General features: G+C 68.4%; 20 protein-coding genes. 19 read left to right on the top strand and 1 reads right to left on the bottom strand.

Annotated features, from left to right (window positions below; translation table 11 throughout):
* Positions 1–6: 6 nt before the first annotated feature.
* The 8 genes from ribD to hisF all read left to right on the top strand — a co-directional run bounded on the left by ribD (position 7) and on the right by hisF (position 5,793).
* A complete protein-coding gene (gene ribD, locus AC1DNC_RS01960; protein ID WP_476860966.1) occupies positions 7–1,071 on the top strand; it encodes a bifunctional diaminohydroxyphosphoribosylaminopyrimidine deaminase/5-amino-6-(5-phosphoribosylamino)uracil reductase RibD in 1,065 nt (354 codons plus the stop codon).
* A complete protein-coding gene (locus AC1DNC_RS01955; protein ID WP_476860878.1) occupies positions 1,071–1,727 on the top strand; it encodes a riboflavin synthase in 657 nt (218 codons plus the stop codon). The genes ribD and AC1DNC_RS01955 overlap by 1 nt, the downstream gene beginning before the upstream one ends.
* Positions 1,724–2,416: a 3,4-dihydroxy-2-butanone-4-phosphate synthase gene (ribB, locus tag AC1DNC_RS01950; protein ID WP_476860877.1), complete on the top strand. Its 693-nt coding sequence runs from the start codon at positions 1,724–1,726 to the stop codon at positions 2,414–2,416. Before AC1DNC_RS01955 ends, ribB begins: the two co-directional genes overlap by 4 nt.
* A 21-nt stretch (positions 2,417–2,437) precedes the next feature.
* The gene (gene ribA, locus AC1DNC_RS01945) at positions 2,438–3,133 is read left to right on the top strand and encodes a GTP cyclohydrolase II (protein ID WP_476860876.1); all 696 of its coding nucleotides are present in this window, start codon (positions 2,438–2,440) and stop codon (positions 3,131–3,133) included.
* A 44-nt stretch (positions 3,134–3,177) separates the two neighbouring features.
* Positions 3,178–3,663: a 6,7-dimethyl-8-ribityllumazine synthase gene (gene ribH / locus AC1DNC_RS01940; RefSeq protein ID WP_476860875.1), complete on the top strand. Its 486-nt coding sequence runs from the start codon at positions 3,178–3,180 to the stop codon at positions 3,661–3,663.
* A gap of 81 nt (positions 3,664–3,744) precedes the next feature.
* Positions 3,745–4,008, top strand: a complete 264-nt coding sequence (locus AC1DNC_RS01935; RefSeq protein WP_476860874.1) for a phosphoribosyl-ATP diphosphatase — start codon at positions 3,745–3,747, stop codon at positions 4,006–4,008.
* A gap of 100 nt (positions 4,009–4,108) precedes the next feature.
* Complete coding sequence (gene hisG, locus AC1DNC_RS01930) at positions 4,109–4,951, top strand: ATP phosphoribosyltransferase (protein WP_476860873.1); 843 nt, start codon at positions 4,109–4,111, stop codon at positions 4,949–4,951.
* Positions 4,952–5,016: 65 nt separating this feature from the next.
* Positions 5,017–5,793, top strand: coding sequence for an imidazole glycerol phosphate synthase subunit HisF (gene hisF, locus AC1DNC_RS01925; protein ID WP_476860872.1), 777 nt, complete (start codon positions 5,017–5,019; stop codon positions 5,791–5,793).
* Positions 5,794–5,921: 128 nt separating this feature from the next.
* On the opposite strand, the gene AC1DNC_RS01920 is transcribed toward hisF, so the two are convergent.
* Positions 5,922–6,566 carry a TIGR03085 family metal-binding protein gene (locus AC1DNC_RS01920; protein WP_476860871.1) on the bottom strand — a complete coding sequence of 215 codons (645 nt, stop codon included), beginning with the start codon at positions 6,564–6,566 and terminating at the stop codon, positions 5,922–5,924.
* 144 nt (positions 6,567–6,710) lie between these two features.
* Between AC1DNC_RS01920 and hisI the strand changes: the two genes are divergently transcribed.
* The 11 genes from hisI to pyk all read left to right on the top strand — a co-directional run bounded on the left by hisI (position 6,711) and on the right by pyk (position 22,137).
* Positions 6,711–7,187, top strand: coding sequence for a phosphoribosyl-AMP cyclohydrolase (gene hisI, locus AC1DNC_RS01915; RefSeq protein ID WP_476860870.1), 477 nt, complete (start codon positions 6,711–6,713; stop codon positions 7,185–7,187).
* 73 nt (positions 7,188–7,260) lie between these two features.
* Positions 7,261–8,829 (top strand): anthranilate synthase component I, encoded by a 1,569-nt coding sequence (locus tag AC1DNC_RS01910; RefSeq protein WP_476860869.1) that lies wholly within the window; start codon positions 7,261–7,263, stop codon positions 8,827–8,829.
* Positions 8,826–9,452: a Trp biosynthesis-associated membrane protein gene (locus tag AC1DNC_RS01905; RefSeq protein ID WP_476860868.1), complete on the top strand. Its 627-nt coding sequence runs from the start codon at positions 8,826–8,828 to the stop codon at positions 9,450–9,452. The genes AC1DNC_RS01910 and AC1DNC_RS01905 overlap by 4 nt, the downstream gene beginning before the upstream one ends.
* Positions 9,453–9,531: 79 nt before the next feature.
* The gene (locus tag AC1DNC_RS01900; protein ID WP_476860867.1) at positions 9,532–9,819 is read left to right on the top strand and encodes an HGxxPAAW family protein; all 288 of its coding nucleotides are present in this window, start codon (positions 9,532–9,534) and stop codon (positions 9,817–9,819) included.
* 2 nt (positions 9,820–9,821) lie between these two features.
* Complete coding sequence (gene trpC / locus AC1DNC_RS01895) at positions 9,822–10,637, top strand: indole-3-glycerol phosphate synthase TrpC (RefSeq protein WP_476860866.1); 816 nt, start codon at positions 9,822–9,824, stop codon at positions 10,635–10,637.
* 93 nt (positions 10,638–10,730) lie between these two features.
* Entirely contained in the window at positions 10,731–12,092 is a 1,362-nt protein-coding gene (trpB, locus tag AC1DNC_RS01890; protein ID WP_476860865.1) for a tryptophan synthase subunit beta, read from the top strand.
* Positions 12,089–12,913 (top strand): tryptophan synthase subunit alpha, encoded by an 825-nt coding sequence (gene trpA, locus AC1DNC_RS01885; RefSeq protein ID WP_476860864.1) that lies wholly within the window; start codon positions 12,089–12,091, stop codon positions 12,911–12,913. The genes trpB and trpA overlap by 4 nt, the downstream gene beginning before the upstream one ends.
* A gap of 3 nt (positions 12,914–12,916) precedes the next feature.
* Positions 12,917–14,215, top strand: coding sequence for a prolipoprotein diacylglyceryl transferase (gene lgt, locus AC1DNC_RS01880; protein WP_476860863.1), 1,299 nt, complete (start codon positions 12,917–12,919; stop codon positions 14,213–14,215).
* A gap of 264 nt (positions 14,216–14,479) precedes the next feature.
* On the top strand, positions 14,480–19,096 hold the full coding sequence (gene gltB / locus AC1DNC_RS01875; RefSeq protein WP_476860862.1) for a glutamate synthase large subunit: 4,617 nt from the start codon (positions 14,480–14,482) through the stop codon (positions 19,094–19,096).
* The gene (locus tag AC1DNC_RS01870) at positions 19,089–20,546 is read left to right on the top strand and encodes a glutamate synthase subunit beta (protein ID WP_476860861.1); all 1,458 of its coding nucleotides are present in this window, start codon (positions 19,089–19,091) and stop codon (positions 20,544–20,546) included. The genes gltB and AC1DNC_RS01870 overlap by 8 nt, the downstream gene beginning before the upstream one ends.
* Before the next feature lie 91 nt (positions 20,547–20,637).
* Complete coding sequence (gene pyk / locus AC1DNC_RS01865; RefSeq protein WP_476860860.1) at positions 20,638–22,137, top strand: pyruvate kinase; 1,500 nt, start codon at positions 20,638–20,640, stop codon at positions 22,135–22,137.
* The last annotated feature ends 73 nt before the right edge of the window (positions 22,138–22,210 follow it).

Here is a 22,210-nt window from a genome sequence, read left to right as displayed (position 1 = left end):
GCCGCCATGGACGCCGCCCTCGCCGCGGCGGCCCAAGGTCCGCGCGGCGCGAACCCGCTGGTGGGCGCCGTCGTCATCGGAACCGACGGCACGCCCCTCGTAACCGGCTACCACCGCGGCGCCGGCACCCCGCATGCCGAGGCCGACGCCATCTCGCAGGCCACGGCGGCAGGGCTGGACCTGACCGGCACCACCATGGTGGTCACGCTCGAACCGTGCAACCACTGCGGGCGCACCGGCCCCTGCGCCCAGGCGATCATCGACGCCGGCGTCGCCGACGTCGTCTACGCGGTCGACGACCCGCATGATCCGGCCGCCGGGGGAGCAGCGACCCTGCGCGCCGCCGGCGTCCGGGTCCGGTCCGGCCTCGGGGCCGTGGCTTCCTTGGACCTGAACCGGCGCTGGTTCGACGCCGTCGCCGCCAAACGCCCGTTCGTCACCTTGCACATCGCCCAGACCCTGGACAGCCGGATCGCGGCCAGCGACGGCACCAGCCAGTGGATCTCCAGCCCGGAGTCGCTCGCCGACAACCACGCACTGCGCGGCCGGATCGACGCAATCCTGGTCGGGACCCAGACGGTCCTGGTGGACAACCCGCGGCTGACCGCCCGCACCCCCGACGGGTCACACGCAGACAAACAGCCGCTCCGGGCCGTGATGGGACTGCGCGGGATTCCCGACGGCGCAGCCGTCAACGGTGGGGACGGCAAGGTGCTGCACCTTCCGACCCGGGATCCCCGCGAGGCCCTGGACCAATTGTTCGACGCCGGCGTCCGGCACCTCATGGTTGAAGGCGGCTCACGGATTCTGAGCGCCTTCCTCGCCGCCGGCCTGGTCGACGAACTGATCGTTTACCTCGCCCCGACGCTGCTCGGCTCCGGCACCCCCGCCCTGGAAGACCTCGGCATCGGCACCCTCGCCGACGCCCAGCACTGGGACTGGGACCACGCATCCGGCGGCGCCGTCAGGACGCTTGGCCGCGACCTGCGGCTGCACTTGTGCCCCGCCACCGACTCTTCATCCGATTCCACCCCGCGCAGCGACGCGGACACCGCCGCAGGAGGCTACTGATGTTTACCGGAATTATCGCCGAACAGGGGAAGGTGCTGTCCGTCGAGCGCGACGGCGACACCAGCGCGACTCTGCGACTGCACGCCCCGGCCAGCACCGAAGGGCTGGCCCACGGCGGCTCGATCGCCGTCAACGGCGTCTGCCTGACCGCCACGGACATCGACGGCACCGACTTCAGCGTCGACGTCATGGGCGAGACCCTGGTCCGCAGCACCATCGGGGCCCTGGCCGCGGGCGATCCGGTCAACCTCGAGCGCTGCGTCCCGGCCGGCGGACGGCTTGACGGCCACGTCGTGCAGGGGCACGTCGACGGCGTCGGCGAGCTGCTGGAACGCGAGGCGCTCGGCAACTGGGACCGGCTGCGCTTCGGCGTCCCGTCCGCGCTGGCCCGCTACATCGCGGAAAAGGGCTCGATCGCCGTCGACGGCGTCTCGCTGACCGTCACGGCCGTGAGCCCGGCGGATGAGCCGGCACCGTGGTTCGAAGTCGGCCTGATCCCGACGACCCTGGCTGAAACCGGCCTGGGCGCCAAATCCATCGGCGCCCGCGTCAACCTTGAAGTGGACGTGCTGGCCAAGTACACCGAGCGGCTGCTCGCCTTCGCGCCCGCCATGCACCGCCCGGAGGCTGCACACCGCCAGGCGGCCGCATCATGAGCCGGCTGCAGGACCACCGCGGCCTTGCCGTGGACGCAGCGTCGGCGTTGGACCCGATCGAGGACGCCATCCGTGCCATGGCCGCCGGCCGGCCCGTGCTGGTGGTGGACAACGAGGACCGCGAGAACGAAGGCGACATTATTTTCGCCGCGCAGCATGCAACCCCGACCCTCATGGGCTGGACCATCCGCTACAGCTCGGGCGTCATCTGCGTGCCGTTGACCAGCGAACGGGCTGACACGCTGGCGCTGCCGCCGATGGTGGAAATCAACGAGGACGCCAAGGGCACCGCCTACACGGTTTCGTGCGACGCCGCGGCGGGCGTGAGCACCGGAATCTCGGCGACCGACCGGGCACTGACGGCCCGCATCCTGGCCGATCCGAGCAGCCAGCCGAATTCCTTGACCCGTCCCGGGCATGTTTTCCCGCTCCGTGCCGTTAAGGGGGGTGTGCGGGAGCGTCCCGGCCACACCGAAGCGGCTGTCGAGCTGTGCCGGCTGGCCGGCCTGGAACCCGTGGGCGTAATTGCAGAACTGGTGCACGACGACGGAGAAATGATGCGGCTGGACGGACTTCGCGGCTTCGCGATCGAACATGGCTGCCCGCTGATCTCGATTGCCGACCTGGTGGCCTACCTTGAAGCCGGTAACACCGGCCTCAGCGGCAGCCACGCAGCGGAATCCGCCTGACACCTGGATAGAGGAGAGACAATGACGACTTCTGAAACGCAGCCGGCCACCCCGGAACAGCAGCCGCATCCGGTCAGCGGCGGACCGATCGTCCAGCTGCCCACCGCCTATGGCGACTTCGTCGCGCAGGCCTGGACCGACCTGGCCACTGGGGCGGAACACCTCGCGGTGAGCTCCCCGCTGCCTACCACGGACGGCCAGGCGCCCCTGGTCCGGCTGCATTCGGAGTGCCTCACCGGCGACGTGTTCGGCTCCTACCGGTGCGACTGCGGCGAGCAGCTGGCGTACGCCCTAGAGATGATCCACGAGTTCGGCGGCACCTTGCTCTACCTGCGCGGCCAGGAAGGCCGCGGCATCGGCCTGGCGAACAAGATCAAGGCTTACGCCCTGCAGGAGGCCGGCTTTGACACCGTCGAGGCCAACGAGCAGCTCGGCCTGCCGGTGGACGCCCGGTGCTACAAGGCCGCAGCCCAGATCCTCGCCGAGATGGGCCTGCACGAGATCCGCCTGCTGAGCAACAACCCGGACAAGCAGGACAGGCTGGCCCAGGCCGGCGTCCGCGTTGTCGAGATGGTTCCCACCGAGGTGCCGTCCCGGGAACAGAACCTCCGCTACCTGCAGACCAAGAAGGACCGGATGGACCACCGCCTGGTCCTCGACATGGAGCCCGCGGCGCCTGCCGCCGGACAACTCGGCTTCGAGCACGAACAGGGCTAACAGCCCCACCACCGCACACCACCCCAGAGCATAGGAACTTTTTCATGAGCGGCCACGGCGCACCCCAGATTGACCTGACCACCTTCCAGCCCGACGAGACCTCCAAGCTGAAACTGGCCATCGTGGCCGCCAGCTGGCACACCCAGATCATGGACGGGCTGCTCGACGGCGCGCTGCGCGCCGCCAAGGACGCCGGCATCGCCGAACCCACCGTCCTGCGCGTGCCCGGAACCTTTGAGCTGCCGGTCGCCGCGGCCCGGCTGGCACCGCACTTCGACGCCGTCGTCGCGCTCGGCGTGGTGATCCGCGGGGGCACCCCGCACTTCGAGTACGTCTGCGAAGCCGCCACCCTCGGCCTGACCGAGGTCAGCGTCCGCACCGGCGTGCCGGTGGGCTTCGGGGTGCTCACCTGCGACACCGAACAGCAGGGCATCGACCGCGCCGGCCTCCCGGGCTCCAGCGAGGACAAGGGCCACGAGGCTGTCACGGCCGCCCTGGCCACCGCCGTCACGCTCAAGCAGTACTCCTAGGCTGTGTATTCGCTCACATCCGGGCCGTCATGCTGGGGCCCGGCAAGCACGCTCCGGCCGTGAACAAGTAGGCTGGAGGGTGTGAAGAATTTCGAGTCGCTGTTCGCAGAACTGAGTGAGAAGGCAGCCACCCGCCCGGAGGGCTCCCGCACCGTCACCGAACTGGAGTCCGGAATCCACGGCATCGGCAAGAAAGTCGTGGAGGAAGCAGCCGAGGTCTGGATGGCTGCCGAGTACGAATCGGATGAAGCCGCCGCGGAAGAAATTTCGCAGCTGCTCTATCACCTGCAGGTTCTGATGCTCGCCAAAGGACTCAGCCTGGAAGACGTCTACAAGCATCTCTAGCCACGTCGCGCCGTCCTTGGGGACTTGGGTCCGCACGACCGGCGCATCCCGTGGCCCGCTGTGCCTGAACCGATGACTTCCTAACCAGAAAGAACTTCCCATGCTGAGAGTTGCCGTCCCGAACAAGGGCTCCCTGTCCGAAGCCGCCTCCGCCATGCTTGCCGAGGCCGGCTACCGCCAGCGCCGCGACAGCCGCGAACTGGTCATGGTGGACCCGGACAACGACATTGAATTCTTCTTCCTCCGCCCGCGCGACATTGCCGTGTACGTCGGACAAGGCACGCTGGACGTCGGCATTACCGGCCGCGACCTGCTGCTCGACGCCGAGGTTGAGGCCGAAGAGTTGCTGCCGCTGGGCTTCGCCGCCTCGACGTTCCGCTTCGCCGGCCCGGTGGGGGATTTCACGTCCATCGAACAGCTTGAGGGCAAGCGCCTCGCCACCAGCTACGACGGGCTGCTCCGCGGGTACCTCGCCCAGCGCGGCATCAACGCCAAGGTCGTCCGGCTCGACGGCGCCGTCGAATCCTCCGTCCGGCTTGGCGTCGCGGACGCAATTGCCGACGTCGTCGAAACCGGCACCACGCTCAAGGCCGCCGGCATGGAGATCTTCGGCGAGCCGATCCTGAACTCCGAGTCGGTCCTGATCGGCCGCAAGGGCGAGCAGAACCCGGCCACCGAAGTGCTGATCCGCCGCCTCCAGGGTGTGCTGGTGGCCCGCCAGTACGTGATGATGGACTACGACATCCGCACGGAGCTTGTCGAGCAGGCCGCCGCCCTGACCCCCGGGCTGGAATCGCCCACCATCTCGCCGCTGCGGGATTCTGAGTGGGTGGCAGTGCGCTCGATGGTGCCGAAGAAGGACACCAACCGGATCATGGATGAGCTCTACGACCTCGGCGCGCGCGCCATCCTGGTCAGCAGCATCCACGCCTGCCGGATCTAGCGCGGCCGGCCCGTGAAGGCGTCATCCGCTAGCCCGTCACCTGTCAGCCAAGTTCAGGAGCAACCATGCCCGTAGCCGTCCGTGTCATCCCGTGCCTGGACGTCGACGCCGGCCGTGTGGTCAAGGGGATCAACTTCGAAGGCCTGCGCGACGCCGGCGACCCGGTGGAACTCGCGCACCGCTACGACAATGGCGGCGCCGACGAACTGACGTTCCTGGACGTCACCGCGTCTTCAGGCAACCGCGAAACGACGTTCGACGTCGTCCGGCGCACCGCGGAGGAAGTCTTCATCCCGCTGACCGTGGGCGGCGGCGTCCGCGGCGTCGCCGAAGTGGACAAACTGCTGCGCTACGGCGCCGACAAGGCAGCCATCAACACCGCGGCCGTGGCCCGGCCCGAGGTGATCGACGAGATCACCCGGCACTTTGGCTCGCAGGTGCTGGTGCTTTCCCTCGACGCGCGGCGCACCCGTCCCGGCTCGCAGCCGACCCCCTCGGGCTTCGAGGTCACCACGCACGGCGGCCGCCAGGGAACCGGAATTGACGCCCTCGCCTGGGCACGGGAAGCCGCAGACCGCGGCGTCGGCGAAATCCTGCTCAACTCCATCGACGCCGACGGCACCAAGGACGGCTTCGATCTGGAGCTCATCCGGCTTGCCCGGGCCGCCGTGAAAGTGCCGCTGATTGCCTCCGGCGGCGCGGGCAGGCCCGAGCACTTCCCGCCGGCCGTCGCTGCCGGCGCCGACGCCGTCCTGGCCGCCTCGGTATTCCACTTCGGCCCGCTCGACATGATCGCCCAGGTCAAAGCCGCTATCCGCGAGGCAGGCTTCGAAGTCCGCTGACCTTGTTGCGTTTCGGGAGGCCCGGGCCGGGCCGCCGGTACGCGAAAGCCCTGGCAATCAAAAAAGCTGGCACAGAAAAGCGGGGCCACCCTTCCGGGTGGCCCCGCTTTTGCGTGTCTAAGCCGCGTCTAGAGACCGACTTCGGCCGACTGCAGCAGCGCGACGGCGTCCGGCTGGCCCTCGAAAGTCACCAGCGCGTGCCGGGTCCGGCCGTGCGCGTGCATCAGGAGTTCGCCCGGTTCGCCCACGATCGCGACCGAGACGGGGGCGCGTTTGGCAACATGACGCGGTCCGGACGGTCGCACCAGCACGATGCCCAGGTCCACACCGCGGTAGAGGATGGCGGCGCGTTTGATCAATTCGTCCCAGAGCGCGTCGGAGTACGCCTCGTCCAGGGCCCGGGGCGCCCAGCGGTCCACCGCGCGGCGGACGTCCTCCGTGTGCACGAAGTACTCGATCAGGTTGGAGCTCTCGTCCAGGGCCTTGATGCGCATGGGGGAGAGGGCGGGCGGCCCGGCGCGGAAGGTGTTGACCAGCTTCGCGTAAGCCTCCGGGGTCCGGACGTTCGCGGCGAGCTCGGCTGTTGCCTCGTCCGAGGCCTTGGACAGCCGCTTGATCAGCAGCCCCAGGCCAACGCGGGCTTTGCGCTCCCGCAGGTACAGGTGGGCCGCGAGATCGCGGGTTTGCCACCCCTTGCAGAGCGTGGGGGAGTCAGGACCGGCCGCCAGCAGGGTTTCGGCCAGAACTTCTCGGGACGGATCGACGAAATGCATCACTTGTGAAACTAGCACGAGAGGCCCGCCTCTGGGCACAGGAAGCGCCGTGGTTTCGGCCGCAGCGCGCTTTTGACCGGCATGTTAAGCGTGGTGCTGCCAGCGCCGGGCGGCGGCCGGTCCGGAGGCACTAGACTTGAGCTGATGTCTGAGCAGCCCGCCCCCGCCCCAGCCCCGCTGAACACCGCGCAAGACAACGTGGAAAATTCCCTCCCGGGTTCCGCTGCCGCGGGTCCTTCCGTGCCGGATTCGGCGCACGCCGCCGGGCCGCTTCCCGCCGGTCTCGCCGAGTCCCTGAAGCGGGACAGCGCCGGCCTGGTGGCCGCGATCGTCCAGCAGTTCGACACCAACGAGGTGCTCATGCTCGGCTGGATGGACGACGAGGCGCTGCACCGCACGATGACCACCGGGCGTGTCACCTTCTACTCCCGCTCCCGGCAGGAGTATTGGCGCAAGGGCGACACCTCCGGCCACGTCCAGTGGGTCAAGTCCCTCGCGCTGGACTGCGACGGCGACGCGCTGCTGGTCCGGGTAGACCAGGTCGGCGCCGCCTGCCACACGGGCACCCGGACGTGCTTCGACGGGCGGGCGCTGGACGCCGTCGTCGGCCACGCCGACTGACCCGGCGCACCGCGGCGCAGACCGCGGGCATTTCGCAAGCTTTAGACCCAGAGAACAGGCGGAAAACGCAGCCATGCAGGACCTTGGAATCATCAGCCCCAGCCTGGACGAGTTCCGGGAACTCGCGGGCCACAGCCGTGTCATCCCGGTCCGGCTGAAGGTGCTGGCTGACGCCGAAACGCCGATCGGGCTTTACCGCAAACTCGCGCAGGGCCAGCCCGGGACGTTCCTCCTGGAGTCCGCCGCAGTCGGCGGCGCCTGGTCCCGCTATTCCTTCATCGGCGCGAAGTCCCGTGCCACGCTGACCACCAAGGACGGGCAGGCGCACTGGCTCGGCGAGCCGCCGGTGGGCGTGCCGCTGGACGGGAGCCCGGTCGACGCCATCCGGGACACCCTCCGGGCCCTGCACACCGACCGCTTCGATGGGTTGCCGCCCTTCACCTCCGGCCTGGTGGGCTTCCTCGGTTGGGAAACGGTGCGGCACTGGGAGAAGCTCACCAGCCCGCCGGAGGATGACCTGCAGCTTCCGGAAATGGCGCTGAACCTCGTGACGGACATGGCCGTGCACGACAACATGGACGGCACCGTGCTGCTGATCGCCAACGCGATCAACTTCGACAACAGCTCCGAACGCGTCGACGAAGCCTGGCACGACGCCGTCGCCCGGGTGAAGGAACTGCTGGCGAAAATCAGCACTCCGACGGAACAGCCCGTCTCCGTGCTCCAGCCGGCCGCCCTGGATTTCGCCTCCAGCGTGCAGGAACGCTGGGATGAAAACGAATACCTGGCCGCCCTGGACCGCGGCAAGGAAGCGATTGTCGACGGCGAAGTCTTCCAGGTGGTGATCTCCCGCCGCTTCGAAATGGAGTGCGGAGCCGATCCGCTGGACGTCTACCGCGTGCTGCGCAACACCAACCCCAGCCCGTACATGTACATTTTCAGCCTCGAGGACGCCGCCGGCCGGCAGTACTCGATCGTGGGCTCCTCCCCGGAGGCCCTCGTGACGGTCACCGGCGAGGAAGTCATCACTCACCCGATCGCCGGGTCCCGGCCCCGCGGCAAGACCGTCGAGGCGGACAAGGCCCTCGCCGAGGAGCTGCTCGCGGACCAGAAGGAACGCGCCGAACACCTCATGCTGGTGGACCTGTCCCGCAACGACCTCTCCAAGGTCTGCGTCGCCGGAAGCGTGGATGTCACGCAGTTCATGGAGGTGGAACGGTTCAGCCACATCATGCACCTGGTCTCCACGGTGGTGGGCCGGCTCGCTCCGACTGCCACGGCCTATGACGTGCTGAAGGCTACCTTCCCGGCCGGCACCCTCTCCGGCGCCCCAAAGCCGCGGGCCCTGCGCCTCCTGGATGAATTGGAGCCCCACCGCCGCGGCATTTACGGCGGCGTGGTGGGCTACCTCGACTTCGCCGGCGACATGGACATGGCGATCGCCATCCGTTCCGCCCTGCTGCGGGAAGGCCGCGCCTACGTGCAGGCCGGCGGCGGGATCGTGGCCGACTCCGTCAACGCCACCGAGGCGATCGAAACCATCAATAAGGCCGCCGCCCCGATGCGGGCAGTCCACACGGCCCAGTCGTTGCGCAACATCACGCCGGACACCGTGCCCAGTGCCGGGACGGAGCAGCCATGAGCGGCCCCGCCATCGTCAAGAGCACCAGCCCGGCCGTGCCGCGCTGGGCCCGTAAATCCACCCTGGTCCTGGTCATCGCCGCACTGGCGCTGGCAGCTTTCGGCACCACCACGCAGACCTGGCTGACCGTGCAACTGGACCCCAGCCAGCTCGGCCAGGGCCTCAGCAGCCAGAACGGCCTGCAGGTCCAGGGCAGCAAGGCGGCCACCACCGTTACCGCCCTTGCCCTCGTGGCGCTGGCCGGCGGGCTCGCCGCATCGATCGCCGGGCGCATCGCGCGCTGGGTCATCACGGCGATCGTCCTGCTCGCCGCCGCAGGGATTGTGGCCGCGGCGGCCACCGTGCTGGCCGACCCGCTGGCTGCGGCGCAGGGTTCCATCGCAGCCGCCACCGGCATCAGCGGCAGCAACGTCCAGGTTGCGGTCACCGCGTTCCCGGTCCTCGCCGTCGTGGCCGGTTCGCTGCTGGGACTGGGCGCCCTCGCCATTGTCCCGGCCGGACGCTACTGGAAGAGCCGCACCAAGTACGACGCCGCCGCCAGCGGAGGCGTTTCCGGCACCGCGCAGCCGGCCGACGAGATCGACAGCTGGGACCGGCTCTCCCGCGGCGACGACCCCACCTGAGCTCGGAGCCCGCAACGCGGCCAAAACGCCCGCCAATAAATGGCAGAATGTAAGCAGTATTGATTCTGAGGAGATTTCCATGAGCAAAGCCCCTGTTTCCGCACCCCAGCCCGCTGCCGGCACCGGCGTCTACGACGGCGTCGACCACAGCGAGCCGACCGGCCACGGCAACAGCCCGGCGGCCTGGACCACCGTGATCATCATGCTGGTCGGTGCCCTCATCGCGGCCATCGCCTTCGTCATCGCCAACATTCCGATCTTCATCGCCGGCGCGGCCGTCATGCTGATCGGCCTCGTGGTGGGCTTCGCTATGCGCAAAGCCGGTTACGGCGTCGGCGGCAGCAAGCTGAAGAACTCCGGCCACTAGTAGTGACTGTTCTCGATGACATCAACGCCGGTGTCAGGGAGGATATGGAGGCCCGCCAACGCCTCGTCACGCTCGCCGAGCTGAAGGAGCGTGCCGCGGCGGCCGCCCCGGCGCGCGACGCCTGGGCCGCCCTGGGCGGTCCCTCCGACCGGAGCCAGCTCAAGGTGATCGCCGAAATCAAGCGGCGCAGCCCCTCCAAGGGCGATCTGGCGAGCATCGCGGACCCGGCCTCGCTTGCCGTGCAGTACGCCGACGGCGGCGCAGCTGTGATCAGCGTCCTCACCGAACAGCGGCGCTTTAACGGCTCCCTCGCAGACCTGGACGCAGTCCGGGCGGCCGTGGACATCCCGCTGCTGCGCAAGGACTTCATGATCGACGAGTACCAGATCTGGGAGGCCCGTGCCCACGGCGCCGACCTGATCCTGCTGATCGTCGCTTCACTTTCCGATGCGCAGCTGCGCGAATACAGCGCGCTCAGCCGTGAGCTGGGCATGAACGTGCTCGTGGAGACCCACACGCCGGGCGAAGTCGAACGCGCCGTGGCCGCGGGAGCGAGAATCATTGGCGTCAACGTCCGGAACCTCAAGACGCTCGACGTCGACCGTTCCGTCTTTGCGGACCTGGCCGCGGGCATCCCCGCGGGGGCGCTCGTAGTCGGAGAGTCCGGTGTGCGCGGCGTCGACGATGTGCGGCACTACGCGGCGAGCGGCGCCAACGCCGTCCTGGTGGGCGAGGCGCTTGTGAGCGACGCGACCCCGCGCGAGCGGATCGCCGAATTCATGGCCGCCGGAGCCGAAGAAATCGCCGCACGCTCCTGACCCGCGGCGCGGCCCGGCACCCGGCCGGACCCCTGCGGGGCTCCCGTGCGGCACCGAAGATCTAGTTAGCAGTGGAACAGGATGGTGAGACTGATGGTCGATGCGCCAACAGCCGGCTCAGATGAAAGCCCCGTGGATGCGTTCCTGGAAGGCAAACGACCGGACGAGGACGGACCGCAGGGTGCACCTTCCCTGCGCCACGCCCCCGGACCCTACTTCGGCTCCTACGGCGGCCGCTGGATGCCCGAGTCCCTCATCGCGGCCCTGGACGAACTCGAGGACACCTTCGAGAAGGCCAAGGCAGATCCCGAGTTCACCGCGCAGATCGCGGAGCTGAACAAGAACTACTCCGGTCGTCCCTCACTGCTCACCGAAGCCAAGCGCTTCGCCGAGCACGCCGGGGGAGTCCGCGTCTTCCTCAAGCGTGAGGACCTGAACCACACCGGCTCGCACAAGATCAACAACGTGCTGGGCCAGGCGCTCCTGGCCAAGCGCATGGGCAAGACCCGGGTGATCGCCGAGACCGGAGCCGGCCAGCACGGCGTCGCCAGTGCCACCGCCGCCGCCCTGCTGGGCCTGGAATGCGTGGTCTACATGGGCGCCGAGGACTGCCGCCGGCAGGCACTCAACGTAGCCCGGATGGAGCTGCTCGGGGCCACCGTCATCCCGGTGACCAACGGATCCCAGACGCTCAAGGACGCCATCAACGAGGCCCTCCGCGACTGGGTCGCGAACGTGGGCAACACCCACTACCTGCTGGGCACCGCCGCCGGAGCGCACCCGTTCCCGGCCATGGTCCGGTACTTCCACGAGGTCATCGGCGAGGAGGCACGCGCCCAGATCCTGGAACAGACCGGCCGTCTGCCGGACGCCGTCTGCGCCTGCATCGGCGGCGGCTCCAACGCGATCGGCATCTTCCACGGCTTCCTGGATGACCCCTCGGTGAAGATCTATGGCTTTGAAGCGGGCGGGGAGGGCGTCGAAACCGGACGCCACGCCGCCACCATCACCCTGGGCAAGCCCGGCGTGCTGCACGGTGCCCGCTCCTACCTCATGCAGGACGACGACGGCCAGACCATCGAGTCGCACTCCATCTCCGCGGGCCTGGACTACCCCGGCGTCGGTCCCGAGCACTCCTACCTCGCCGACATCGGCCGGGTCAGCTACGAGCCCATCACGGACAGCGAGGCCATGGAGGCCTTCCGGCTGCTCTGCCGCACCGAGGGCATCATCCCCGCGATCGAGTCCGCGCACGCCCTGGCGGGTGCCATCAAGGTTGGCCAGCGGCTAGCGGCGGAAGCCGCAGAATCAGGCGGGAACGCAGCGGAGAAGATCGTGCTGGTGAACCTGTCCGGCCGCGGTGACAAGGACGTGGCCACCGCCGCGGAATGGTTCGACCTGCTGGACAAGGATTCACCCGAGCACGAAATCGCCCAGGAGGGGGAGCAGCTGTGAGCACCGCTGAGACCAACGCCGAAGCAACGGCCAGCAAGTCCGCGGCGGCGATCGACCGCGCCAGGGCCCAGGGCCGTGCCGCCCTCATCGGGTACCTGCCGGCCGGCTACCCGAGCGTCGAGGAGACCATCGCCGCCGGCATCGCCCTCGCCGAAAACGGCGCCGACCTGATCGAGATCGGCATCCCCTATTCGGATCCGGTCATGGACGGCCAGGTCATCCAGGCCGCCACCACCGAGGCCCTCGCCAAGGGCTTCCACGTCAGCCAGGTGTTCGACGTCGTGCGCGGCATCACGAGCAAGACCGACGCCGCCGTCCTGGTCATGACGTACTGGAACCCGGTGGTCCGGATGGGCGTGGACGAGTTCTCCCGCCGCCTGGCCGAGGCCGGGGGAGCCGGGCTCATCACCCCGGACCTGATCCCGGACGAGGCCTCGGAATGGATGGCCGCTTCGGACAAGTACGGCCTTGACCGGGTGTTCCTCGTGGCGCCCTCCTCCTCGCCGGAACGGATGAAGCGCACCGTCGACGCGAGCCGCGGCTTCGTTTACGCCGTTTCCATCATGGGTGTCACCGGGGCCCGGACCTCGGTCAGCTCCGCGGCCAAGGACGTCGTCGCCGCCGCGCATGCGGCCGGAGCCGAGCGGGTCTGCGTGGGCCTGGGCGTCTCCAACGCGGGCCACGTCCGCGAAATCGCCGCCTACGCCGACGGAGTAATCGTTGGCACGGCCCTCGTCGCGGCGATCGGTGAGGGCGGCGTCGATGCTGTAGCGTCCTTGACGAAAGAGCTCAGCACCGGCCTCACCAAGGAAGAAGCGTAAGCAATGCAGTCAGTCCTCCACGCGGCAGCGATGGTTCCCGCGAGCATTCCGAGCCCGGACTGGTCCGGCTTCGATATCCCGCTGCCCTGGGGGTCCCTGCGCATCCACGCCTACGCGTTGTGCATCTTGGCCGGTATCATCGCCGGCCTCTGGCTGACGTCGGTGCGCTGGGCGCGCCGCGGTGCGCCCGAGGGCAGCGTCTGGGACATCGCCATCTGGGCGGTCCCCTTCGGCATCATCGGCGGCCGCCTCTACCATGTGGTGTCCTCCCCGGACGCCTACTTCGGTCCCGGCTTCGACGGCACCGGCGACCTGTCCCTGATCCCGCAGATCCAGCGCGGCGGCCTTGGTATCTGGGGTGCCGTGGTGCTGGGCGCCGTCGGCGCCTGGATCGGCTGCCGCCGGGCCGGCGTCAAGCTCAGCGCCTTCATGGACGCCGCGGCCCCCGGGCTGCTGCTGGCCCAGGCGATCGGCCGTTGGGGCAACTACTTCAACCAGGAACTCTTCGGTGGCCCCACCACCCTGCCGTGGGGCCTCCAGGTCGACGCCAACAGCCCCAACTTCCCCGCCGGCATGCCGGCCGACACCCTCTTTCACCCGACGTTCCTGTACGAGTCCCTCTGGAACCTTGTCGGCGTGGCGCTGCTGCTCGCGCTGGATAAGAAGTTCGCGTTCCGGCGTGCCCGGCTCTTCTGGCTCTACGCCATCTACTACACGCTGGGGCGTGTGTGGATCGAGGCCATGCGGATCGACGATGCCGAACAGATCAGCCTCTTCGGCATCACCACCCGGCTCAATGTCTGGACCAGCATCTTCGTCCTGGTCGCGGCTCTCGTGGTCTTCATCGTGCTTGGACTGCGCAAGCGGGAGATGCCCGACACTCCGTACCTGCCGGGCCGCGAGCCCGAAGCCGCGGTGGTCGACGGCGACGCCGACGGCGAAGCGACCGCTTCCGACGACGAAGCCGCCGCCAAGAACGCCGACGACGAAGCCGCCGCCAAGAACGCCGACGACGGAGCCGCCGTCGCACCCCAAGCCGCGACCGCAGCTACTGAGACCCGCGAGCCGGCTACGGTCCCGGCCGCAAGCACAACCATCCGCCATTCGGACTCTGCTGTCTCAGATAATGAATCGCGTGATAATCTCCGGGAGAACCAGAGCGGTCCGGACCGCGCCGCAGCCCCCGCTGCGGCCGCCGGAGAATCCACCGGCGGCACCATGCCCGCCACCGGAGAACCGGCAACCGGAGTATCCGGCCGCCGGTCCACCGAGACCGCGCCGGACGCTGACAGCACCAAGTAGCTCAGCGACGGCAATCGGGCTGCAGGGCAACCGCCGGCTGGGCCCGAGTCCACAGCGTCGTGGCAACGGGGATTGCACTGGGCAGCAGAGACCTGCACGCCATGCAAACCCGGGCCGGCAGCCCGCGTAACTGTTCGTACAGCAAGCGGCGCTGGCCTACAATTCGAGTAGGAAAATCACGTTGTTGCGCCCGTCACACCGGCGCACCGATTCGGGCCAATGTTGTCCCTCCCATACGCACGATCAGGAGGAAGGACGTCTCCCATGACCCAAACCCTGCATAGCCCCAGCTGGTCCGGTCCGGACCAGGAACCCACGGCCGTTTCGCCGTTCAAGCGCTTCGCGGCACTGCCCGAAGCCGGCGGGCTCTACAACCCGGAGCAGGAGAAAGACGCCTGCGGACTGGCCATCATCGCCACCCTGCGCGGCGAGCCCGGATACGACATTGTCGACGCCGCCCTGACCGCCCTGCGCAACCTTGAACACCGCGGTGCCGTCGGTGCCGACGAGGGAACCGGCGACGGCGCCGGCCTCCTCATGCAGGTCCCCGACGAGTTCTTCCGCGCGGTCACCGACTTCGAACTCCCCGGAGCCGGGCAGTACGTTGTGGGCACCGCGTTCCTGCCGGCCGAACAGCGTGAATCCGATGCCGCCAAGGCCGGCATCGAGGGCCTCGCCGCCGACGAGGGCCTCACCGTCCTGGGCTGGCGCGAGGTTCCGATCGTGGCCGACCTGGTCGGAGCGATGGCCCGGGCCTGCATGCCCTACTTCGCGCAGCCGTTCTTCGCTTCCAGCACCGGCGAAACGCTCTCCCGCAACGAGCTCGATTCCCGCGCCTGGCGGATCCGCAAGCGTGCCCAGAACAAGTTCGGCGTGTACTTCCCCTCGCTGTCCTCCCGGACCATCGTCTACAAGGGCATGCTGACCACCGCCCAGCTCGAGCCGTTCTACCCGGACCTCTCGGACAAGCGCTTCAAGACCAAGCTCGCGATCGTCCACTCCCGGTTCTCCACCAACACCTTCCCGTCTTGGCCGCTGGCCCAGCCGTTCCGCACCATTGCCCACAACGGCGAGATCAACACGGTCAAGGGCAACCGGAACTGGATGCGCGCCCGCCAGTCACAGCTGGCCAACCCGCTGCTCGGCGACAGCCCGGAAGAGCTCTACCCGATCTGCACCCCGGGCGCCTCGGACTCGGCCTCCTTCGACGAGGTTGCCGAACTGCTCTGGCTCTCCGGCCGACCCATCACGCACTCGATCATGATGATGATCCCGGAGGCCTGGGAAAACCACGCCACGATGGACCCGGCCCGGCGCGCGTTCTATGAGTACCACTCGCTGCTGATGGAGCCGTGGGACGGCCCCGCCGCAGTGTCCTTCACCGACGGCAACCTCGTCGGCGCCACCCTGGACCGGAACGGGCTGCGCCCGGGCCGGTACTGGATCACCGAGGACGGCCTCGTCGTCTTCGCCTCCGAGGTCGGCGTGATCGACGTCGAACCGTCCAAGGTGGTCAAGAAGGGCCGCGTCTCGCCGGGCAAGATGTTCCTCGTGGACACCGAAGCCGGCCGGATCATCGACGACGCCGAGGTCAAGGCCGAGGTGGCCGCCGCCAACCCGTGGGCCGAATGGCTCAAGGACAACCTGATCGACCTCAAGGACCTGCCCGAGCGCGAGCACGTGGTCCACACCGCGGCTTCGGTCAACATCCGCCAACGCACCTTCGGCTACACCACCGAGGAACTGAAGATCCTGCTCGGCCCGATGGCCCGGACCGGCGCGGAACCCCTTGGCGCCATGGGTTCGGACACCCCCGTGGCCGTGCTCTCCAAGCGGCCCCGGCTGCTTTTCGACTACTTTGTGCAGTCCTTCGCGCAGGTCACGAACCCGCCGCTGGACGCCATCCGCGAGGAACTGGTCACCTCCCTGACCTGCGCGATCGGCCCCAACGGCAACCTGCTGGACACCAAGCAGGTCCGCCAGCCGCAGGTTTCGCTGCCGTTCCCCGTGATCAACAACGACCAGCTGGCCAAGATCGCCAACATCGAGAACGCCGACGGCGACCGGGTCGCCATGAAGGTGCGCGGCCTCTACCGCCCCGACGGCGGCGAGAACGCCCTGCGCGCCCGGCTGACGGAGATCTGCGAGCAGGTCTCCGGTGCCATCAACCGCGGCGTCCAGTACATCGTGCTCTCGGACCGTGACTCCAACGCCCAATGGGCGCCGATCCCGTCCCTGCTGCTGGTCAGTGCCGTGCACCACCACCTGCTGCGCAGCGCCAACCGCACCAAGACCGCACTCGTGGTCGAGGCCGGCGACGTCCGCGAGACGCACCATGTGGCCGTGCTGATCGGCTACGGCGCCTCCGCGGTAAACCCGTACCTGGCGATGGAATCCGTGGAGCAGCTCATCGCGTCCGGCGACGTCACCGGCGTCACCCCGCAGGACGGTGTCTACAACCTGATCAAGGGCCTCGGCAAGGGTGTCCTCAAGATCATGTCCAAGATGGGCATCTCCACGGTCGCCTCCTACACCGGCGCACAGACCTTCGAAGCCCTCGGCCTCGGCCAGGACCTGGTGGACGAATACTTCTCCGGCACCCACTCGCAGCTCGGCGGCGTCGGCCTCGACGTCATCGCCGCTGAGGTCGCGGCGCGGCACCGGATGGCGTACCCGGAGAACGGCATCGAACTGCCGCACCAGCCCCTGCTGGGCGGCGGCGAGTACCAGTGGCGCCGCGACGGCGAGCCGCACCTGTTCAACCCGGAAACGGTGTTCCGCCTGCAGCACGCCACGCGCGAACGCCGCTACGACATCTTCAAGGCCTACACCCGCGGCGTGGACGACCAGTCCCAGAACCTGATGACCCTGCGCGGGTTGCTCAAGTTCAAGGGCGGGCTGCGCCCGGCGGTCCCGCTGGAGGAAGTGGAGCCCGTCTCCAGCATCGTCAAGCGGTTCTCCACCGGAGCCATGAGCTACGGCTCCATCTCGCAGGAGGCCCACGAGACCCTCGCGATCGCGATGAACCGGCTCGGCGGCAAGTCCAACACCGGTGAAGGCGGCGAGGACGTGGACCGGCTGCTGGATCCGACCCGCCGTTCCGCGGTCAAGCAGATCGCCTCGGGCCGCTTCGGTGTCACGAGCCTGTACCTGTCCAACGCCGACGACATCCAGATCAAGATGGCGCAGGGCGCGAAGCCCGGCGAGGGCGGCCAGCTGATGGCCCAGAAGGTCTACCCTTGGGTGGCCCGGACCCGGCACTCCACGCCCGGCGTCGGGCTCATCTCGCCGCCGCCGCACCACGACATCTACTCGATCGAAGACCTCGCCCAGCTGATCTACGACGCCAAGCGCGCCAACCCCTCGGCCCGGGTGCACGTCAAGCTGGTCTCCGAGGTCGGCATCGGCACCGTCGCCGCCGGCGTGACGAAGGCCAAGGCCGACGTCGTGCTGGTATCCGGCCACGACGGCGGTACCGGCGCCTCGCCGCTGAACTCGCTCAAGCACGCCGGTGTGCCCTGGGAACTCGGCCTCGCCGAGACCCAGCAGACCCTGATGCTCAACGGCCTGCGCGACCGCGTGGTGGTGCAGGTGGACGGCCAGCTGAAGACCGGCCGCGACGTCGTGATCGCCGCGCTACTTGGCGGCGAGGAATTCGGCTTCGCCACCGCGCCGCTGGTGGTCTCCGGCTGCATCATGATGCGCGTCTGCCACCTCGACACCTGCCCCGTGGGCGTCGCAACGCAGAACCCGGAACTGCGGTCGCGCTTCAGCGGCAAGCCCGAGTTCGTGGTCAACTTCTTCGAGTTCCTCGCCGAGGAAGTCCGCGAGATCCTGGCCGAACTTGGCTTCCGGAGCCTCGAGGAAGCGATCGGCCACGCCGAAATGCTCGACACCCGGGAGGCGATCAGCCACTGGAAGGCCGAAGGGCTGGACCTGGACCCCATCCTGCACGGGCTTGAGTTCGACGACGACGCCCCGCTGCGCAACCTCACGGGCCAGAACCACGAGCTGGACAAGCACTTTGACCAGCGCCTGATCGCGATGGCCGCCGAGGCCCTCAGCGACCGCACCCCGGTCAAAATCGCCGTCGACGTGATCAACACGGACCGGTCCGTGGGCACCATGCTCGGCCACGTGGTCACCAAGACCTTCAGCACCGACGTGCTCGCCACCGACACCATCGACATCACGTTGACCGGCACCGCCGGCCAGTCGCTCGGCGCGTTCCTGCCGGCGGGCATCACGCTGCGGATGTTCGGCGACTCCAACGACTACGTCGGCAAGGGCCTCTCCGGCGGACGCATCATCGTCCGCCCGGACCGCACCAACGTCTTCCCTGCGGAGCGGAACGTGATCGCGGGCAACGTGATCGGCTACGGCGCCACCAGCGGCGAGCTGTTCCTGCGCGGCCAGGTGGGGGAGCGCTTCATGGTGCGCAACTCCGGTGCCACAGCGGTGGTCGAAGGCATCGGCGACCACGGCTGCGAGTACATGACCGGCGGCCAGGCGCTCATCATCGGACGCACCGGCCGCAACTTCGGTGCCGGCATGTCCGGCGGCACCGCCTACGTCCTGGACCTGCAGACCGAACGGGTCAACAAGCAGGCCCTCGACGCCGGCGAGCTGCAGCTGCGCGAACTCGACGCCGAGGACCGCGAAATTGTCCACGGACTGCTGGTCAAGCACCTCGAGGAGACCGAGTCGCAGCACGCGGCCCGGCTGCTGGAGAACTTCGACGACACCGCAGCCCGCATTACCAAGGTGCTGCCGCGCGATTACGCGGCCGTGCTGCAAACCCGTCTTGACGCCATCGAAGAGGGCCTGGACCCCGACGGCGAAGAAGTTTGGTCTCGAATCCTGGAGGTGACCGGTGGCTGATCCACGCGGATTTCTGAAAGTACGCCAGCGTGAAACGCAGCCGCGCCGTCCTGTCCCGGTCCGGATCATGGACTGGAAAGAGGTCTACGAAGCCCAGGAAAAGGGTGTCCTGAAAAGCCAGGCCGGCCGCTGCATGGACTGCGGCGTACCGTTCTGCCACCAGGGCTGCCCGCTGGGGAACCTGATCCCGGAGTGGAACGACCTCGTCTGGCGGGACAAGGGCGAGGAAGCGATGGAGCGGCTGCACGCCACCAACAACTTCCCCGAGTTCACCGGCCGGCTCTGCCCGGCACCCTGCGAGGCGTCCTGCGTGCTGGGCATCAACCAGCCGGCCGTGACCATCAAGCAGGTCGAAGTTTCCATCGTGGACCAGGCCTTCGACAACGGCTGGGTCACCCCGCTCCCGCCGGCCCGCCTGACCGGCAAGACGGTCGCCGTCGTCGGCTCCGGCCCCGCGGGACTCGCCGTGGCGCAGCAGCTGACCCGCGTAGGCCACACCGTGGCCGTGTACGAGCGCGACGATAAGATCGGCGGCCTGCTCCGGTACGGCATCCCCGACTTCAAGATGGAAAAAGAGCACGTGGACCGCCGGCTGGACCAGATGAAGGCCGAGGGCACCCGCTTCCGGACCGGCGTCGCCGTCGGCACCGACGTGACCTGGGAGCAGTTGCGCCGCCGCTACGACGCCGTCGTGGTCGCCACCGGTGCCACCGTTCCGCGGGACCTGCCGATCCCGGGCCGGGAGCTCGAAGGCGTCCACTTCGCGATGGATTACCTCGTCCCGGCCAACCGCGTGGTGGCCGGCGAGACGGTGGAAAACCAGATCAACGCCGCCGGCAAGCATGTGGTGATCCTCGGCGGCGGCGACACCGGCGCGGACTGCCTCGGCACCGCGCACCGGCACCAGGCGGCGTCCGTGACCACGCTGGCGATCGGCAAGCAGCCCTCCGCCGAGCGGGCCGCGCACCAGCCCTGGCCGACGTTCCCCACCCTGTTCGAGGTGGCCAGCGCGCACGAGGAGGGCGGTGAGCGAACGTACCTCGCCTCCACCGTGGAATTTGTCGGTGAGGACGGCAAGTTGACGGGCGTGAAGGTCGCCGAAACCGAATTCGTCGACGGCAAGCGCCTGCCCAAGGCCGGCACCGAGCGGATCATCCCGGCGGACCTCGTCTTCCTGTCCCTCGGCTTCACCGGCGCCGAACCCGCCGGGATCACCGAGCAGGTGAACGCCGAGTTCGACGGCCGCGGCAACGTGGCGCGGGACGGCTACTACATGACCAACACGGAAGGGGTCTTCGTTGCCGGGGACGCCGGCCGGGGTCAGTCCCTGATCGTCTGGGCTATCGCGGAAGGACGCGCCTGCGCGGCCGCGGTGGACAAGTTCCTGATGGGCAGCACCATTCTCCCGGCGCCAGTTGCGCCGACCGACCGGGCGATCGCCGTCCTGTAGCCGGTCCCGGATCCTGCGGGGTCCGGGCCGGGCACCGGCCGTTCATCCCCGCGACAACTTAAAACAACCAAGAGACAACTAGGGTAGGTATATGAGACGCGCTAAAATTGTGGCCACCTTCGGACCGGCGATCGCGAGCTTCGAGAACACGCTCGCCGTGCTGGAAGCCGGAGTCGATGTGGCCCGCATGAACATGAGCCACGGAGATTACTCCGTGCACGACAACACCTACGAGAACGTCCGCAAGGCCGCCGGCCAGCTTGGCAAGGCCGTCGCCATCATGGCCGACCTCCAGGGCCCCAAGATCCGCCTCGGCCGCTTCGTCGATGGCCCGCACCTGCTCGCCGTCGGTGACACCTTCACGATCACCACCGAGGACGTTCCGGGCACCAAGGACATTTGCTCCACGACGCTCAAGAGCCTCACCGAGGACGTCAACCCCGGCGACGCGCTGCTGATTGACGACGGCAAGGTGGCCCTGCGTGCCATCGAGGTCGACGACGTCAAGGTCGTCGCCCAGGTGGTCGTCGGCGGTTACGTGTCCAACAACAAGGGCATCAACCTGCCCGGTGTTGCCGTCAACGTCCCCGCCCTGAGCGAAAAGGACGAGGACGACCTCCGCTGGGCCATGCGCCGCGGCGTGGACATGGTGGCGCTCTCCTTCGTGCGCGACGCCTCGGACATCAAGCGCGTCCACGAAATCATGGACGAAGAAGGCCGCCGCGTGCCGGTGATCGCCAAGATCGAAAAGCCGCAGGCCGTGGACCAGCTCCCCGAAATCATTGACGCCTTCGACGCCATCATGGTGGCCCGTGGCGACCTCGGCGTTGAGCTTCCGCTGGAGGAAGTGCCGATCGTGCAGAAGCGCGCCGTCGAGCTGGCCCGCCGCTGGGCCAAGCCCGTCATCGTGGCCACGCAGGTGCTCGAGTCCATGATCGACAACCCGCGCCCGACCCGCGCCGAGGCCTCCGACTGCGCCAACGCCGTGCTCGACGGCGCGGACGCCGTCATGCTCTCCGGCGAGACCAGCGTGGGCAAGTTCCCGATCGAGACCGTCAAGACCATGGCCCGGATCATCGAATCCACCGAGGTCCACGGCCTGGAGCGCGTCCCCCCGCTGGGCACCAAGCCCAAGACCCGCGGCGGCGCCATCACTCGTGCCGCCGTCGAGATCGCCGACCAGCTGGAAGCCAAGTACATCTGTACCTTCACCCAGTCCGGTGACTCGGCACGCCGCCTCTCGCGCCTGCGCCCGATCCGCCCGGTCTTCGCCTTCACCCCGGTGGAGCACGTCTGGAACCAGCTCGCGCTGACCTGGGGCATCCAGCCGGTGCTGGTCCCGATGGTGGGCCACACCGACGCGATGACCGCGCAGGTGGACCGCAACCTGCTCGAGATGGACCTGGTTGAGGACGGGGACATGGTGGTCATCGCCGCCGGTTCGCCTCCCGGAAAGGCCGGTTCCACCAACATGCTCAAGGTCCACAAGGTGGGCGACCTCGCCGACGCCGGCAGCCAGGGCGAAGCGGCGGTAGCCAAAGACAAGCTCGGCCCTTGGCCGGAAAAGAAGAAGAGGAACAACAAGATCTAGTTCTTCGCCAAGCAACACAAAGGGAGGGCCCCGCCGCTGAGATTCAGCGGCGGGGCCCTTCCTTTTGTTTGTC

The sequence above is a fragment of the Arthrobacter sp. 01N442 genome, assembly GCF_056399345.1.
This window is presented reverse-complemented; position numbering and strand designations above follow the sequence as displayed.